The sequence below is a fragment of the Streptomyces sp. NPDC003691 genome (assembly GCF_053981115.1).
On the sequence record NZ_JBSFNQ010000019.1, the window covers coordinates 38,289 to 51,722 of the forward strand.

Annotated in this window: 15 protein-coding genes; 9 read left to right on the forward strand and 6 right to left on the reverse strand. The window is 70.4% G+C overall.

Annotated features, from left to right (window positions below; all coding sequences use genetic code 11):
- Positions 1-98: 98 nt before the first annotated feature.
- From ACWDR0_RS12305 to ACWDR0_RS12325, 5 genes are all read left to right on the forward strand, one after another.
- Positions 99-1,250 (forward strand): cystathionine gamma-lyase, encoded by a 1,152-nt coding sequence (locus ACWDR0_RS12305; protein WP_456351592.1) that lies wholly within the window; start codon positions 99-101, stop codon positions 1,248-1,250.
- Between the two features lie 220 nt (positions 1,251-1,470).
- Positions 1,471-2,361, forward strand: a complete 891-nt coding sequence (locus ACWDR0_RS12310) for a LysR family transcriptional regulator (protein WP_456351644.1) — start codon at positions 1,471-1,473, stop codon at positions 2,359-2,361.
- A 94-nt stretch (positions 2,362-2,455) separates the two neighbouring features.
- Positions 2,456-2,935 carry an NUDIX domain-containing protein gene (locus tag ACWDR0_RS12315; protein WP_456351593.1) on the forward strand — a complete coding sequence of 160 codons (480 nt, stop codon included), beginning with the start codon at positions 2,456-2,458 and terminating at the stop codon, positions 2,933-2,935.
- A 222-nt stretch (positions 2,936-3,157) separates the two neighbouring features.
- Positions 3,158-4,018: a GNAT family N-acetyltransferase gene (locus ACWDR0_RS12320; RefSeq protein ID WP_456351594.1), complete on the forward strand. Its 861-nt coding sequence runs from the start codon at positions 3,158-3,160 to the stop codon at positions 4,016-4,018.
- A gap of 133 nt (positions 4,019-4,151) precedes the next feature.
- A complete protein-coding gene (locus ACWDR0_RS12325; protein WP_456351595.1) occupies positions 4,152-4,631 on the forward strand; it encodes a MarR family winged helix-turn-helix transcriptional regulator in 480 nt (159 codons plus the stop codon).
- Between the two features lie 53 nt (positions 4,632-4,684).
- On the opposite strand, the gene ACWDR0_RS12330 is transcribed toward ACWDR0_RS12325, so the two are convergent.
- Positions 4,685-6,070, reverse strand: coding sequence for a serine hydrolase domain-containing protein (locus ACWDR0_RS12330; RefSeq protein WP_456351596.1), 1,386 nt, complete (start codon positions 6,068-6,070; stop codon positions 4,685-4,687).
- A gap of 90 nt (positions 6,071-6,160) precedes the next feature.
- Between ACWDR0_RS12330 and ACWDR0_RS12335 the strand changes: the two genes are divergently transcribed.
- Both ACWDR0_RS12335 and ACWDR0_RS12340 read left to right on the forward strand, forming a co-directional pair.
- Positions 6,161-6,703, forward strand: a complete 543-nt coding sequence (locus ACWDR0_RS12335) for a GNAT family N-acetyltransferase (protein ID WP_456351597.1) — start codon at positions 6,161-6,163, stop codon at positions 6,701-6,703.
- Between the two features lie 105 nt (positions 6,704-6,808).
- Positions 6,809-7,372 (forward strand): dihydrofolate reductase family protein, encoded by a 564-nt coding sequence (locus ACWDR0_RS12340; protein ID WP_456351598.1) that lies wholly within the window; start codon positions 6,809-6,811, stop codon positions 7,370-7,372.
- Between the two features lie 36 nt (positions 7,373-7,408).
- On the opposite strand, the gene dnaB is transcribed toward ACWDR0_RS12340, so the two are convergent.
- Positions 7,409-8,905 (reverse strand): replicative DNA helicase, encoded by a 1,497-nt coding sequence (gene dnaB, locus ACWDR0_RS12345; protein WP_456351599.1) that lies wholly within the window; start codon positions 8,903-8,905, stop codon positions 7,409-7,411.
- A 426-nt stretch (positions 8,906-9,331) separates the two neighbouring features.
- Between dnaB and ACWDR0_RS12350 the strand changes: the two genes are divergently transcribed.
- Positions 9,332-10,669 (forward strand): MATE family efflux transporter, encoded by a 1,338-nt coding sequence (locus tag ACWDR0_RS12350; protein WP_456351600.1) that lies wholly within the window; start codon positions 9,332-9,334, stop codon positions 10,667-10,669.
- A 189-nt stretch (positions 10,670-10,858) separates the two neighbouring features.
- On the opposite strand, the gene rplI is transcribed toward ACWDR0_RS12350, so the two are convergent.
- The 4 genes from rplI to rpsF form a co-directional block, all read right to left on the reverse strand.
- Positions 10,859-11,305, reverse strand: coding sequence for a 50S ribosomal protein L9 (rplI, locus tag ACWDR0_RS12355; protein WP_456351601.1), 447 nt, complete (start codon positions 11,303-11,305; stop codon positions 10,859-10,861).
- Between the two features lie 18 nt (positions 11,306-11,323).
- Positions 11,324-11,560 (reverse strand): 30S ribosomal protein S18, encoded by a 237-nt coding sequence (rpsR, locus tag ACWDR0_RS12360; RefSeq protein ID WP_358826448.1) that lies wholly within the window; start codon positions 11,558-11,560, stop codon positions 11,324-11,326.
- Between the two features lie 63 nt (positions 11,561-11,623).
- The gene (locus tag ACWDR0_RS12365; protein ID WP_456351602.1) at positions 11,624-12,226 is read right to left on the reverse strand and encodes a single-stranded DNA-binding protein; all 603 of its coding nucleotides are present in this window, start codon (positions 12,224-12,226) and stop codon (positions 11,624-11,626) included.
- 71 nt (positions 12,227-12,297) lie between these two features.
- Positions 12,298-12,588, reverse strand: a complete 291-nt coding sequence (gene rpsF / locus ACWDR0_RS12370) for a 30S ribosomal protein S6 (protein ID WP_005482942.1) — start codon at positions 12,586-12,588, stop codon at positions 12,298-12,300.
- 280 nt (positions 12,589-12,868) lie between these two features.
- Between rpsF and ACWDR0_RS12375 the strand changes: the two genes are divergently transcribed.
- Positions 12,869-13,177: a hypothetical protein gene (locus ACWDR0_RS12375; protein WP_456351603.1), complete on the forward strand. Its 309-nt coding sequence runs from the start codon at positions 12,869-12,871 to the stop codon at positions 13,175-13,177.
- Positions 13,178-13,434: the final 257 nt, after the last annotated feature.

Consider the following 13,434-nt stretch of genomic DNA (forward strand, 5'->3'; position numbering starts at 1 on the left):
GGAATTCCCTCGTCAAGGGCGCCGGAGCGGCAGTCCGCCGAACCTTCGGGCCGGGCGCCCGGGCGGGGGATCCCACCGGCGAGAGGAGCGGTACGACCATGGTCGCGGGTTTCGGGGACGCGGGTTTCGGGGACGGCACCAGAGCGGTACGGGCGGGGCTGCCCGAGCCCGTCAGACACGAGCCCGCCCTGCCGGGTCCGGCGTTCGCCGCCCACTTCCATCTGCCGGGCGAGCCCACCGGGCCGTACACCTACGGGCGCGACACCAATCCGTCCTGGACGCTGCTGGAGCGGGCGATCGGGGAGCTGGAGGCACCGGGGGAATCCGTGGAGACCACGGTGTTCTCCTCCGGAATGGCGGCCGTCTCGGCCGTGCTGTTCTCCACGCTCCGCGCGGGTGACGCGGTCGTGCTGCCGAGCGACGGCTATCAGGCGCTGCCCCTGGTCCGCGACCAGCTGGAGGCGTACGGGGTCGAGGTGCGCACCGCGCCGACCGCGGGCGAGGCCCAGCTGGAGGTACTGGAGGGGGCCCGGCTGCTGTGGATCGAATCCCCGTCCAATCCGGGGCTCGACGTCTGCGACATCCGCCGGATGGTCCGGGTGGCGCATGCCCGGGGTGCCCTGGTCGCCGTCGACAACACCCTGGCCACCCCGCTCGCCCAGCGCCCGCTGGCGCTGGGCGCCGACTTCTCGGTGGCCAGCGACACCAAGGGCATGACCGGCCACGGCGATCTACTGCTCGGGCATGTGACCTGCCGCGACCCCGGACCGGCCGCGGAGGTACGGCGCTGGCGGAAGATCGTGGGGGCGATTCCCGGCCCCATGGAGACCTGGCTGGCCCACCGTTCGCTGGCCACCCTGCAGCTGCGGATCGACCGGCAGTGCAGCAACGCCCTGGCCCTGGCGCAGGCCCTGGCCGAACGGCCGGAGGTGACCGGGCTGCGCTATCCGGGGCTGCCTGCGGACCCCTCGTACACCCTGGCCGGACGGCAGATGCGGCGGTACGGCGGGGTGGTCTCGTTCGTCCTGCCGGACCGCGGCCGTGCCGAGCGCTTCCTCGACGCGCTGCGGCTGGTCGACGACGCGACCAGCTTCGGCGGGGTGCGCTCGTCGGCGGAACGGCGCGGACGGTGGGGCGGGGACGCGGTCCCGGAGGGCTTCATCCGGCTGTCGGCGGGTGTCGAGGACACCGGCGATCTGGTCGCCGATGTGCTGCGGGCCCTGGACGAGACCGCGGATCCGGACTGCTGAAGACCCGGCCGGGGCCGACCGGCCCGGCGCGGGGCAGGCTCGGGCGGACGGCCCGAGCCTCCCCCCTCATGGCTCGGACCGCCCCGGTTCCTCCCCGAAGAACCGCCCCACAAGGCTAGTTGACTCTGCGTCAGTGTCCAATCACAGTAGCGACAGCAACCTATCGACTTATTTATAGTTGTCCGATCCGCGGACACCGTCGGTCGAGGAGGCGCTCGGCATGGATCTGGCCCTGCTGCGCACGTTCGTCACGGTGCACCGGGCCGGTTCGTTCACCCGGGCCGCCGCCCTTCTGGGGCTCTCCCAGCCCGCCGTGACCGGTCAGATACGGACCCTGGAGCGGCAGCTCGGCAAACCCCTCTTCCTGCGGCAGGCCAGAGGAGTCACGCCCACCAGCGTCGGCGACGAACTCGCCCACCGGGCGGCCCCGCATCTCGACGCCCTGGTGGAGATCGCCGAAACCGGGCTCGACGAGGAGGCGGGGGTACGGACGCTTCATCTCGCCGGCCCGCCCGAATTCACCTCCCTGCGCGCCCTGCCCGCGCTCACCCCGCTGCTCTCCCAGGGGCTGGCGCTGCGCGCCGCCTTCGGCAAGGCCGAGGAGTCCCTGGAGGGACTGGCGGCCGGACACCACGATCTGGCCATCACCACGGCCCGGCCGCGCGGCGGGCTGTTCGCCGCCACTCCGCTCTGCGACGAGGAGCATGTCCTGGTCGCCTCACCGCGCTGGGCGGCCCGGCTGGGGCCCGGCGTTCTGCGCGGCGGCCGGGTGGTGCTGGAGCAACTGCCGGTCGTCGAGGTGCATGAATCGCTGCCCCTGGTCTCCCGCTACTGGTCCAGCGTCTTCGAATCCCCGCCCGCCGCCGCGGGCACCGTGATCGTCCCGGATCTGCGGGCCGTACTGGAGAGCGCAGCTTCGGGCGCCGGACTGGCCGTACTGCCGCGCTATCTCTGCGAAGAGGCCCTGGGCAGCGGACGGCTGGTGACCCTGCTGGAACCGCCGGTGCCCCCGCTGCGGACCTACTTCCTCGTCGTACGGGCCGGCACCCTCGCCCTTCCGCATATCGCCCGGGCCCATGAGTGGCTGATGCGGGCGGCGGCGGAGTGGTGACAGCCGCCGGAGCGAACGGTCCGGGGCCGCCGTCCCGGCGGCTCCCCGGCCCGCGGGGAGTTTCAGGACGCGCCGTACGGGCCATGGTCCAGGCATGACCGAACGTCCCGTGGTCAAGCGCACCGCACGAGCCGTCCTTCTGGACGGCGACGATCTGATCCTGATCAAGCGCACCAGGCCCGGTGTGGATCCGTACTGGCTCACCCCCGGCGGCGGGGTGGAAGCGGGGGACGGCAGCGTCGTCGAAGCCCTCCACCGGGAAGTGGACGAGGAGCTGGGCGCCAAGGTCACCGATGTGGTGCCCTGTTTCGTCGACACCGTGGAGCACTTCACGGACGGCGGGGTGACCGGGGTGAAGGTGCAGCACTTCTTCGTCTGCCGGCTGCTCTCCATGGATCCGGACCGGCGGCACGGCCCGGAGGTCGACGAGCCCCAGGGCGAGTACGAGATCGTCCGGGTGCCCTTCAGCCGGATGGGAATCGCCGGGGTCCATCTGGTACCGCTCTCGCTGCGCCACTACCTCGACGGCAATATCGAGGGGGTCCGGGCGCTGCACGCACCCGACCTTGGCTGAGGACCCGGCACCGCTCCGGGGGGTGTTTCACGTGAAACACCCAGCGGCACCCCCGTCCACCGCACGCGGGCCACCGTCTTCCTCCGCGCCCCGTCCGTCGACGGCCTCGGTCTCCGTGCCCCGGCTCCCGGGACCGGCCCGGCGCCGCGGTCGATTGCGGGCAGAGATCAGTTCCCGGAAAGTACTGGACGAGCGATCACCACGCCGTACAGTCTGACCCCTATGCCGACAGCGCCCTCCGAACTTCCCGTCCGCCGACTCACCAGGGGCGACCTCGCAGACTGCGCCGAACTCTCCGAGCACCGCGGCTGGTCCCGGGAGGAGAGCACCTGGGCACTGCTTCTGACGGCGGGAACGGGGTTCGGAATCGACGACCCCGGGGGCAAGGGGCTGGCGGCCTGCTGTGTTCTGACCCCGTACGGCGGTGAACTCGCCGCGGTGGGCAAGCTGCTGGTCGCCAAGGAGTACGGGCACCAGGGCATGGGCCGCCGGCTGATGAACCGGGTCATGGAGGCGGCGGGTGATACCCCGCTGGTGCTCTATGCGACACCGTACGGCCAGCCGCTCTACCAGAAGCTCGGCTTCACCAATATCGGGAACGTCGAGCGGATCAGAGGCCGGCTCTCCGCGGCCGCGATGGACTCGGTACGGGGAGTGCGGACCCGGCGGGCCACCGCCGAGGACATCCCCGCCATCGTGCGGCTGGACGCCGAGTGCTTCGGCCTGGACCGGACCGCGATGATCACAAGGCTGCCGGGCGTGACCGAACGGCTGTGGGTGGCGGAGGACGACCACGGCCTCAGCGGCTTCGCGGGGGTCTGGGAGGACGGCAGCCGCCATAAGCTGGGCCCGCTGACCGCGAAGGACACCCCGACGGCCCGGGCGCTGCTGGCGGCCGCGGGCGGCGCCGTCGACGGCGAGGTGCGGGCCGATGTCGACGGCCGTCATCAGGAGCTGCTGGACTGGGCCGTGGAGTACGGCATGCGGGCCGCGGGGACGACCGTACTCATGACCTACGGCATCGACGCGCTCCCCGGCGACTGGCGGCGCTCCTTCGTACCGCTCTCCGTGGCGACCGGCTGATCCTCCCGCCCCGCGCTTCACGGTCCCGGCGGCAGCCAATGGTTGCGGACGCGGGATATTGCGTTTGTCGCATACCCTGGCAGGGCCGTCGCACCGGAGTTCCGGGCACGGACGCGCACCGGAGGAGGATCCCATGCCCGCCACCGACCCCGCGCTCACCGGTCTCGCCCGGAACTGGTGCGCCCTTTCCCTGCTGCACGGAAAGATCGAGGCCCTGGTCGAGCGCACGCTCCAGAACGGCCACGGTCTGAGCGTGCGCGAGTACTCCCTGCTGGATGTGCTGAGCCGACAGCACGACGGGCCGGGCGGGCATCTCCAGATGAAACAGGTCGCCGACGCCGTCGTACTGAGCCAGAGCGCCACGACCCGGCTGGTGACCCGGCTGGAGGACCGGGGGCTGCTGACCCGCTATCTCTGCGATACCGACCGCCGCGGGATCTACACCGATGTGACGGAAGCCGGGCTGGCCCTGCTGGCGGAGGCGCGCCCCACCCATGACACGGCATTGCGGCGGGCCTTCGACGAGGCCGCGGAGAATCCCCTGCTGGCCCCGCTGGTCCGCGCTGTCGAGACGCTGCCCCTCTCCGCCGGGGCGGAGACCACGGCGGAGTGAAGTGCCCCTGTTTCACGTGAAACAGGGGCACTGCGTGCCCTTTGGCGGACGGCTCAGGGGCGGCCCCGCCAGCCCCCGGGGTCGACGCCGCCCGGGACCCCGGCGTCGGGCTCATAGGGCTCACGGGTGAGAACGAACGAGCCGAGGTCGAGATGGCGGACGGTTCCGTCCGGCCGGTGGACCACCCGCAGGGTCTCCCCCGCGTAGTACCCGTCGAGCCCGGTCCAGGTGCCGTCCTCCTCGGCCCGGAAGCGCGCCCCGCGCCCGAAGCCGTCGGCGGGAGCGAGCACGAGCCCCCGCTCCGGCAGGAGCTTCAGCACATGGGGCTTGGGCCCCCAGAACCAGGAGCCGGTGAGCGCCAGCAGTTGTGGATCGACGTCCGGCAACGGCCGCCAGGGCTCGGGCATCCGGGGCTCGGCCTCGGCCACGGTCCGTACCAGCTCGGCGGCGACAGCCCAGGGCTGGGGACCGGAGGTGGCATTGGCCAGCACCGCCGCCGCCACCCCGTCGGACGGGCTCACCCAGAGACCGGCGACATATCCCGGCAGCGAGCCGGTATGACCGATCATGGTCCTGCCGTACAGCCTCGCCACCTGGACACCGAGACCGTAGGTGCCGTCCCACTCCTCGCTCTCCAGGGGGGCCGCGGGAACAGCCATCTCGCGTACGGACGCGGCGCTCAGCACCCGGTCGTCGCCCTCGGCGAGGAAGGAAGCGAACCGGCACAGGTCCCCGGGGGTCGACCACATCTGCCCGGCCGGAGCCATCAGCCCGAGGTCCTCGACGGGCTCCGGCAGCAGAACGTCGGCATAGGGGTGGACGGCCCACCCCTCCACGGCGGCCGCCAGGGGCCGCACACTGGTCCGCTCCAGACCCAGCGGCTCCAGGATCTCCCGCTGGACGGCCTCCGCCCAGCCCACCCCGCGGACGGCCTCGACCAGCGAACCGAGCACCGTGTAGCCAGAACTGGAGTAGTGGAAGCGACGCCCCACCGGGTGCTTCAGCGGGGCGTCGCCGAGCACCTCCGTCAGCCCGGGGCGGAGGGACGCGGGCGTCCGCTCCCACCAGAGGCCGGGGGTTTCGGCAGCCACACCGGCCGTGTGGGAGAGGAGTTGCGCAATGGTCACGTCGCCGAGGTCCGTCCCCGGCAGATGCTTCTCCAGCGGGTCACCGAGATCCAGCAGCCCCTCGTCGCGCAGCCTCAGCACCAGGACCGCGGTGAAGGTCTTGGTGATCGAGCCGATCCGGTACTGCGGTTCGGGACCCGGCTGCGGACCCTCCCCGGCAGGACGGACCGCGCTCCAGACCACCTTGCCCTCACGCGCCACGGCCGCCGAGAGCGAGGGCGCCCGGCCCTCCGACTGCGCCGCGGCGACGCTGTGCAGCAGGGCCCGTTCGGTGCCGGGCAGCAGACGTTCCGTCAGAGATGAAGAGTTCATGGTTACCAGGTCTACCGCAGCCTTGCCGGACTCGGGGCACCAACTGGTTACCTGATGCGTCCCGGCCCCGGTACGTGCTAGGCCATCCCCATGAAAGATCTTGTTACCGAACACCTCGTCCTCCATCCGCTGACTCCCGGGGAAGCCGGGCAACTGGCGGAGGGCAGGCCCTTCCCGGGGGCCGAATGGGCACCGGGCTATCCCATGCCCGACGACCGCACGGCGGCCCGCCGCTTCCTGGAGACCCGGTCCCGTGCCGACGCCGGCCGGCCGCACCCCGGAGCCTTCGAGATACGGCTCAGGTCCGACGGCCGGGCCATCGGCGGAGTGGACTTCCACGGCCCCGCCGACGACACCGGGACCGTCACCGTCGGCTACGGCCTGGTTCCCTCGGCCCGCGGCCGCGGCTATGCCTCCGAGGCCCTCCGCGCCGTCCTCGCCCATGCCCGCGCCCTGGGCATCACCCGGGTCAGAGGCGACGCCGACCACGACAACACCCCCTCCCATCATGTGATGACCGCCGCGGGCATGCGCCTGACCGGTGAGGACCACCGCGTGCGCTACTACGAGACCACCTGGCACCGCCCCCGGCCGATGCCGCTTCCAGGGCCGAACGACGAGTCCAACGGCTGAGCCGGCCGGCACGGCGACCGCAGGTGGGCCGAGGCCGGACACCGATGGGTTTGCCGCACCGCGCCGGTCCGTATGTGTGAGACCGACTCACGGAAGGCTGGCGCCATGCGGAAACTGATCTACGGCATGAACCTGTCCCTGGACGGCTATATCGCCGCGCCCGGCGGCGACATCGGCTGGAGCACACCGAGCGACGAGCTGTTCCAGTTCTGGTCCGACCAGTTGCAGGCGACCGGCCTGACGCTGTACGGGCGGAAGCTGTGGCAGACGATGAGCTCCTACTGGCCGACCGGCGACCAGCAGCCCGGCGCCACCCCGGCGGAGACCGAGTTCGCGCGCCGCTGGCGGGACATGTCGAAGGTGGTGTTCTCCTCGACGATCGACACGGTCGACTGGAACACCCGCCTGGTCGGCGGCGACGCGGTCGCCGAGATCACCCGGCTCAAGGCCGGGGACGGCGGCCCGATGGACATCGGCGGCGCGACGCTCGCCGGGGCGGCCATGCGGGCCGGGCTGATCGACGAGTACGTGATCGCCGCCCATCCGGTTCTGGTGGGCGGCGGCACGCCGTTCTTCGCCGCGCTGGACAGCCGGGTGAACCTGAACCTGGTGGAGACGCGGACGTTTCCCGGCGGCGTGGTCCTGACCAGGTACGAGACAAGGCGCTGAGCAGGCTCCTGCCGCCTCACGGCAAGCCTGCGGCGATCAGGTCTGGGCCATGTCCACGAAGCGCGAGTAGTGGCCCTGGAAGGCCACCGTGATGGTCGCCGTGGGGCCGTTACGGTGCTTGGCGACGATCAGGTCGGCCTCGCCGGCCCGGGGGGACTCCTTCTCGTAGGCGTCCTCGCGGTGGAGCAGGATCACCATGTCCGCGTCCTGCTCGATGGAGCCGGATTCACGGAGGTCGGAGACCATCGGCTTCTTGTCGGTGCGCTGCTCGGGGCCACGGTTCAGCTGGGAGAGCGCGATCACCGGGAGCTCCAGCTCCTTCGCCAGCAGCTTGAGGTTTCGCGACATGTCGGAGACCTCCTGCTGCCGGCTCTCGGCGCGCTTGGAGCCGCCGGACTGCATGAGCTGGAGGTAGTCGATGACGACCAGCCTGAGGTCGTTGCGCTGCTTGAGCCGACGGCACTTCGCCCGGATCTCCATCATGGAGAGATTGGGGGAGTCGTCGATGTACAGCGGCGCCTGGGAGACGTCCGGCATCCGGCGGGCCAGCCGGGTCCAGTCGTCGTCGGTCATGGTGCCCGAGCGCATATGGTGCAGCGCGACCCGGGCCTCCGCCGACAGCAGACGCATCGCGATCTCGTTGCGCCCCATTTCCAGGGAGAAGATGACGCTCGGCAGATTGTTCTTGATCGAGGCGGCCCGGGCGAAGTCCAGTGCGAGGGTGGACTTTCCCATGGCGGGACGGGCCGCGATGACGATCATCTGGCCGGGGTGGAGTCCGTTGGTCAGCGAGTCGAAGTCGGTGAATCCGGTCGGCACACCGGTCATCTCGCCGCTGCGGGAGCCGATGGCCTCGATCTCGTCGAGCGCGCCCTCCATGATGTCCCCGAGCGGGAGATAGTCCTCGCTGGTGCGCTGCTCGGTGACGGCGTAGATCTCGGCCTGGGCGGAGTTGACGATCTCGTCGACGTCGCCGTCCGCCGCATATCCCATCTGGGTGATCTTGGTACCGGCCTCCACCAGACGGCGCAGCACGGCCCGCTCATGGACGATCTCGGCGTAGTACGAGGCGTTGGCCGCGGTCGGCACCGACTGGACCAGGGTGTGGAGATAGGAGGCCCCGCCCACCCTGGTGATCTCACCGCGCTTGACCAGCTCGGCCGCGACCGTGATGGGGTCGGCGGGCTCCCCCTTCGCGTACAGGTCGAGGATCGCCGTGTAGACGGTCTCGTGGGCCGGGCGGTAGAAGTCATGGCCCTTGATGATCTCCACGACGTCCGCGATGGCGTCCTTGGAGAGGAGCATGCCGCCGAGCACCGACTGCTCGGCGTCCAGGTCCTGGGGTGGTACCCGCTCGAAGCCCCCGCCGGCGCCGTCCCAGCCACTGCCGTCCCGGCCGCGCTCGTGCTGATCGTCCCGGCCGCCGCGGCGGTCCTGGCCGCGGTCGTCACGGCGGGAACGGGAGACGGGCAGACGGTCACCGGGGATTCCGTCGGCCGCCCACGGGTCGTCCAAGGGCTCGGAAATGCTCACCCGGGCCACCTTCCTCCCGTCCGCGCAGCGGACCTCGCCGTGCCCCTTCTTTCTACGGCACAGCACTGACAAATCGAGTGGCCCGACCCGGCTTACGGCGCGTCGAGCGACGGTCCACGTTAGGCCGCTCGCCACCGTCAGCCAATCTGGTTATCCACAGGCCATGTGGATGAGCGGGCAGATGCTGTGGAGAACTCCCCCGAACCTGTGCACGGAGCGGGGGACAGCACTGTGGACAACTGGCCGGTCTTTCTTGCGCACCAGCTCTGACCTGCGCCTTTTCCATCCACTGGCTGTGGGGGAGAAAAACTTTCCCAACCGGAGCACGAACGGAACAAACGGCCCAGCGCCAAGCCGTCACCCTCAGTATAAGTAAGGATCACAGAACACTTGCATCTCTTACCTGTGGACGATTACGCTGCGACCATGACCCAGGCTCCCGTGTCACCGAAGGCGATACGCCGCCGTCATGACCGAGAGATCGTCACCCTCGCCGTTCCCGCCTTCGGCGCACTGGTCGCCGAGCCCCTCTTCGTCATGGTCGACAGCGCGATCGTCGGCCATCTCGGCACCGCACAGCTCGCCGGGCTGGCCATCGCGGCCGCCCTGCTGATGACCGCGGTGAGCGTCTTCGTCTTCCTCGCCTACGCCACCACGGCAGCGGTATCCCGCCGGGTCGGGGCAGGCGATCTGCCCGGGGCGATCCGCCAGGGAATGGACGGAATCTGGCTCGCGGTCCTCCTGGGCGCCGCCGTCGTCGCCGTGGCCCTGCCCCTGGCCCCCGGGGCCGTCAGCGTCTTCGGAGCCTCCGACACCGCCTTCCCGTACGCCGTGACCTATCTGCGGATCTCCGTCATCGGCATACCCGCCATGCTGGTCGTGCTGGCCGCCACCGGTGTGCTCCGCGGCCTCCAGGACACCCGTACCCCGCTCTATGTCGCGATCGGCGGATTCGCCGCCAACGCGGTTCTGAACGTCCTCCTCGTCTACGGCGCCGGCTTCGGGATCGCCGGATCCGCCTGGGGCACCGTCATTGCCCAGTACGCCATGGCCGTCGTCTATCTGGTCGTGGTGGTCCGCGGCGCCCGCCGGCACCGCGCCTCGCTCCGCCCCGACGCCGCGGGCATCCGCGCCAGCGCCCGGGCGGGGGTCCCTCTGCTGGTCCGTACGCTCTCCCTGCGTGCCGTGCTGATGATCGCCACCGCCGTTGCCGCCCGGCTCGGTGACACCGAGATCGCCGCCCATCAGATCGTGCTCTCCCTGTGGAGCCTGATGGCCTTCGCCCTGGACGCGATCGCGATAGCGGGCCAGGCGATCATCGGCCGCCATCTGGGGGCCGGGGACACCGAGGGAGCCCGCCAGGTCTGCCGCCGGATGGTGCAGTGGGGCATCGTCTCGGGTGTGGTGTTCGGCCTGCTGCTGGTCCTTGCCCGCCCGCTCTTCCTGCCCCTGTTCAGCAGTGACCCCGCCGTCCATGACGCGCTGCTGCCGGTCCTGCTGGTCGTGGCGCTCACCCAGCCGATCGCGGGGGTCGTCTATGTCCTCGACGGGGTTCTCATGGGCGCCGGTGACGGTCGCTACCTCGCCGGAGCCATGCTGGTGACCCTGGCGGTCTTCGCCCCGCTCGCCCTGCTGGTCCCCGCCCTCGGCGGCGGTCTCACCGCGCTGTGGTGGGCGATGGGCCTGATGATGGCCGTACGAATGGTCACGCTCTGGCTGCGCACCCGCTCCGGGCGGTGGATCGTCGTGGGGGCGACCCGCTGAGCACCGCGTTCCTCAGGAACGGGCACGCCTCGGAAGAGGACATGCCCCAGGAAGGGCACGGTTTCACGTGAAACGGCGAGTAGCCGCCCGGCACCAAGCCGGCCCCGAGCAGCGCGAAACCGGCCTCGGGCAGCACAAAGGGCCGTACCCAGCGGATACGGCCCTTCGTCAGCTCAGTCGAGACTGCCGTCAGGCGGCAACGACCTCGACGCCGAGCTTGGCGTCGACCTCGGGGTGCAGACGCACGGACACCTGGTGCGAGCCCAGGGTCTTGATCGGCGCACCGAGCTCGACACGGCGCTTGTCGACGTCCGGGCCACCGGCGGTCTTGATCGCCGAAGCGATGTCGGCCGGGGTGACGGAGCCGAAGAGACGGCCGGCGTCGCCGGAGCGAACAGCCAGACGCACCTTCACGCCCTCGAGCTTGGCCTTGACCTCGTTGGCCTGCTCGATGGTCGCGATCTCGTGGATCTTGCGGGCGCGGCGGATCTGCGCCACGTCCTTCTCGCCGCCCTTGGTCCAGCGGATCGCGAAACCGCGCGGGACCAGGTAGTTGCGGGCGTATCCGTCCTTGACCTCGACGACGTCTCCCGCGGCACCGAGCCCGGAGACTTCCTGGGTGAGGATGATCTTCATTGTGCGGTCACCCTTCCCTTATCGCGCGGTGGACGTGTAGGGCAGCAGCGCCATCTCACGGCTGTTCTTCACGGCCGTGGCGACGTCACGCTGGTGCTGCGTGCAGTTGCCGGTAACGCGGCGGGCACGGATCTTGCCGCGGTCGGAAATGTACTTCCGCAGCATGTTCGTGTCCTTGTAGTCCACGTACGCGGTCTTGTCCTTGCAGAACGCGCAGACCTTCTTCTTCGGCTTGCGCACAGGCGGCTTCGCCATGGTGTATCTCCTGTGTGATCAAGAATGGGGAGTAACGAGCACCCCTGGATCCCGGCCCGGGACCTAGAAGGGGGGCTCGTCCGAGTAGCCGCCGCCGGAACCGCTGGAGCCGCCGGAGTTTCCACCCCAGTTGCTCCCGCCGCCCTGCTGCTGCCCTCCGCCGGAGGGAGCGCCGGTGGCCCAGGGGTCGTCGGCGGGAGCCCCGCCGCCGCCCTGCTGGCCGCCGGGGCCGGAGCCCCAGTTGCCGCCGCCCTGCTGGCCGCCGCCACCGCCGTAGCCGCCGCCACCCTGACCACCGCGGCCGGCGGTCTTGGTGACCTTGGCCGTGGCGTTCCGGAGGCTGGGGCCCACTTCCTCGACATCCAGCTCGAAGACCGTGCGCTTCACACCTTCGCGGTCCTCGTAGGACCGCTGCTTCAGCCGGCCCTGCACGACGACACGCATGCCGCGCTGGAGCGACTCGGCGACGTTCTCAGCCGCCTGACGCCAGACCGAGCAGGTCAGGAAGAGGCTCTCGCCGTCCTTCCACTCGTTGGTCTGCCGGTCGAAGGTGCGCGGGGTGGACGCGACACGGAACTTCGCGACCGCCGCACCGGAGTTGGTGAAGCGCAGCTCGGGGTCGTCGACGAGATTGCCGACGACCGTGATGACGGTCTCGCCTGCCATGGGTGAACCTCTCGGCGGGGATTGCTTGGCTGCTTGCTGCTACTCGAACCCGTTGACCTCTGAGCGGATGCTCAGTGGGTCTCGGGGCGGAGGACCTTGGTCCGGAGGACCGACTCGTTCAGGTTCATCTGGCGGTCGAGCTCCTTGACGACCGCAGGCTCGGCCTGCAGGTCGATGACCGAGTAGATGCCCTCGGGCTTCTTCTTGATCTCGTACGAGAGACGACGACGGCCCCAGGTGTCGACCTTCTCGACCTTTCCGTTGCCCTCACGGACGACGGAGAGGAAGTTCTCGATCAGGGGGGCGACAGCGCGCTCCTCCAGATCGGGGTCGAGGATGACCATCACCTCGTAGTGACGCATGTGGAACCCACCTCCTTTGGACTCAGCGGCCACGGTCGTTCCGTGGCAGGAGGGTCGTGATGCGTTGCTGCAACGGTGTCGAGTAAAGCAGCGACCACTGACACTCACCGGCCCTTCGGGCCGGATCGGTCTGTGGCCAGGGCAGACACCGTGCAGACCGTACAGAGTACCCGGAGAGGTGCTTGCGGTTGAAATCCGGCGGCCGGTGGGCGCAATCTGTACACATCGGGTGTGCGCGGGGCTACGATGCGCCGCGCTCGGCAACGCCAGGAGGTGCCGCATGGCACAGGCAGTGCGACGACAGACATCCCTCTTCGCCACGGACGGCAAGCCCCATCCCCTCCAGGACACTCTGGCCGGTGTGACCCTGGTCCTGGGTGTGCTGGCCTTTGTCTCCTCGTGGTTTCCCGGTCTCCATCTCCTCAGCTCGTGGACGGGCCTGGTCGGCATCCTCACGGGCGGCTACGGACAGTTCATCTCGGCGACGACCCGTGAGCGGTTCGTGCTGATCCTGGGGCTCGGGGCGTCCGCCGCGGGCTTCTTCCTCGGCATGGCCCACGGCGGCCTCTTCGGCGGTGTCATCGGCTGACCGCCGCCGGAAGTCCCTCCACCGGCCGGAGCCGGCGGTGAGCCACCGCCGCTCCGGTCGGCGGCCGACGGCCCGCTCCCGACGACGGGCGACCGGTGCCGGACGAGCGGAACCCGCCGAGACGAGCCGGTGCCCGTTGACCGGTGCCGGACGACCCGTGCCGGTTCCCGGGCGGCCCGGGACCGGTGGACCACTCCAACGGCGGACCTGCCGCGTCGAACAGCCACATCGAACGCGGCCATTCGGGGCGCTCCCCC

Bases quoted from the DNA above. Each gene is read 5' to 3' on its own strand.
- rplI (WP_456351601.1), bottom strand. From the start codon at position 11,305: ATGAAGATCATCCTCACCCAGGAAGTCTCCGGGCTCGGTGCCGCGGGA.
- ACWDR0_RS12350 (WP_456351600.1), top strand. From the start codon at position 9,332: ATGACCCAGGCTCCCGTGTCACCGAAGGCGATACGCCGCCGTCATGAC.
- ACWDR0_RS12315 (WP_456351593.1), top strand. From the start codon at position 2,456: ATGACCGAACGTCCCGTGGTCAAGCGCACCGCACGAGCCGTCCTTCTG.
- ACWDR0_RS12325 (WP_456351595.1), top strand. From the start codon at position 4,152: ATGCCCGCCACCGACCCCGCGCTCACCGGTCTCGCCCGGAACTGGTGC.
- ACWDR0_RS12310 (WP_456351644.1), top strand. From the start codon at position 1,471: ATGGATCTGGCCCTGCTGCGCACGTTCGTCACGGTGCACCGGGCCGGT.
- ACWDR0_RS12330 (WP_456351596.1), bottom strand. From the start codon at position 6,070: ATGAACTCTTCATCTCTGACGGAACGTCTGCTGCCCGGCACCGAACGG.
- ACWDR0_RS12335 (WP_456351597.1), top strand. From the start codon at position 6,161: ATGAAAGATCTTGTTACCGAACACCTCGTCCTCCATCCGCTGACTCCC.
- rpsR (WP_358826448.1), bottom strand. From the start codon at position 11,560: ATGGCGAAGCCGCCTGTGCGCAAGCCGAAGAAGAAGGTCTGCGCGTTC.
- ACWDR0_RS12320 (WP_456351594.1), top strand. From the start codon at position 3,158: ATGCCGACAGCGCCCTCCGAACTTCCCGTCCGCCGACTCACCAGGGGC.
- rpsF (WP_005482942.1), bottom strand. From the start codon at position 12,588: ATGCGTCACTACGAGGTGATGGTCATCCTCGACCCCGATCTGGAGGAG.
- ACWDR0_RS12340 (WP_456351598.1), top strand. From the start codon at position 6,809: ATGCGGAAACTGATCTACGGCATGAACCTGTCCCTGGACGGCTATATC.
- ACWDR0_RS12365 (WP_456351602.1), bottom strand. From the start codon at position 12,226: ATGGCAGGCGAGACCGTCATCACGGTCGTCGGCAATCTCGTCGACGAC.
- ACWDR0_RS12305 (WP_456351592.1), top strand. From the start codon at position 99: ATGGTCGCGGGTTTCGGGGACGCGGGTTTCGGGGACGGCACCAGAGCG.
- ACWDR0_RS12375 (WP_456351603.1), top strand. From the start codon at position 12,869: ATGGCACAGGCAGTGCGACGACAGACATCCCTCTTCGCCACGGACGGC.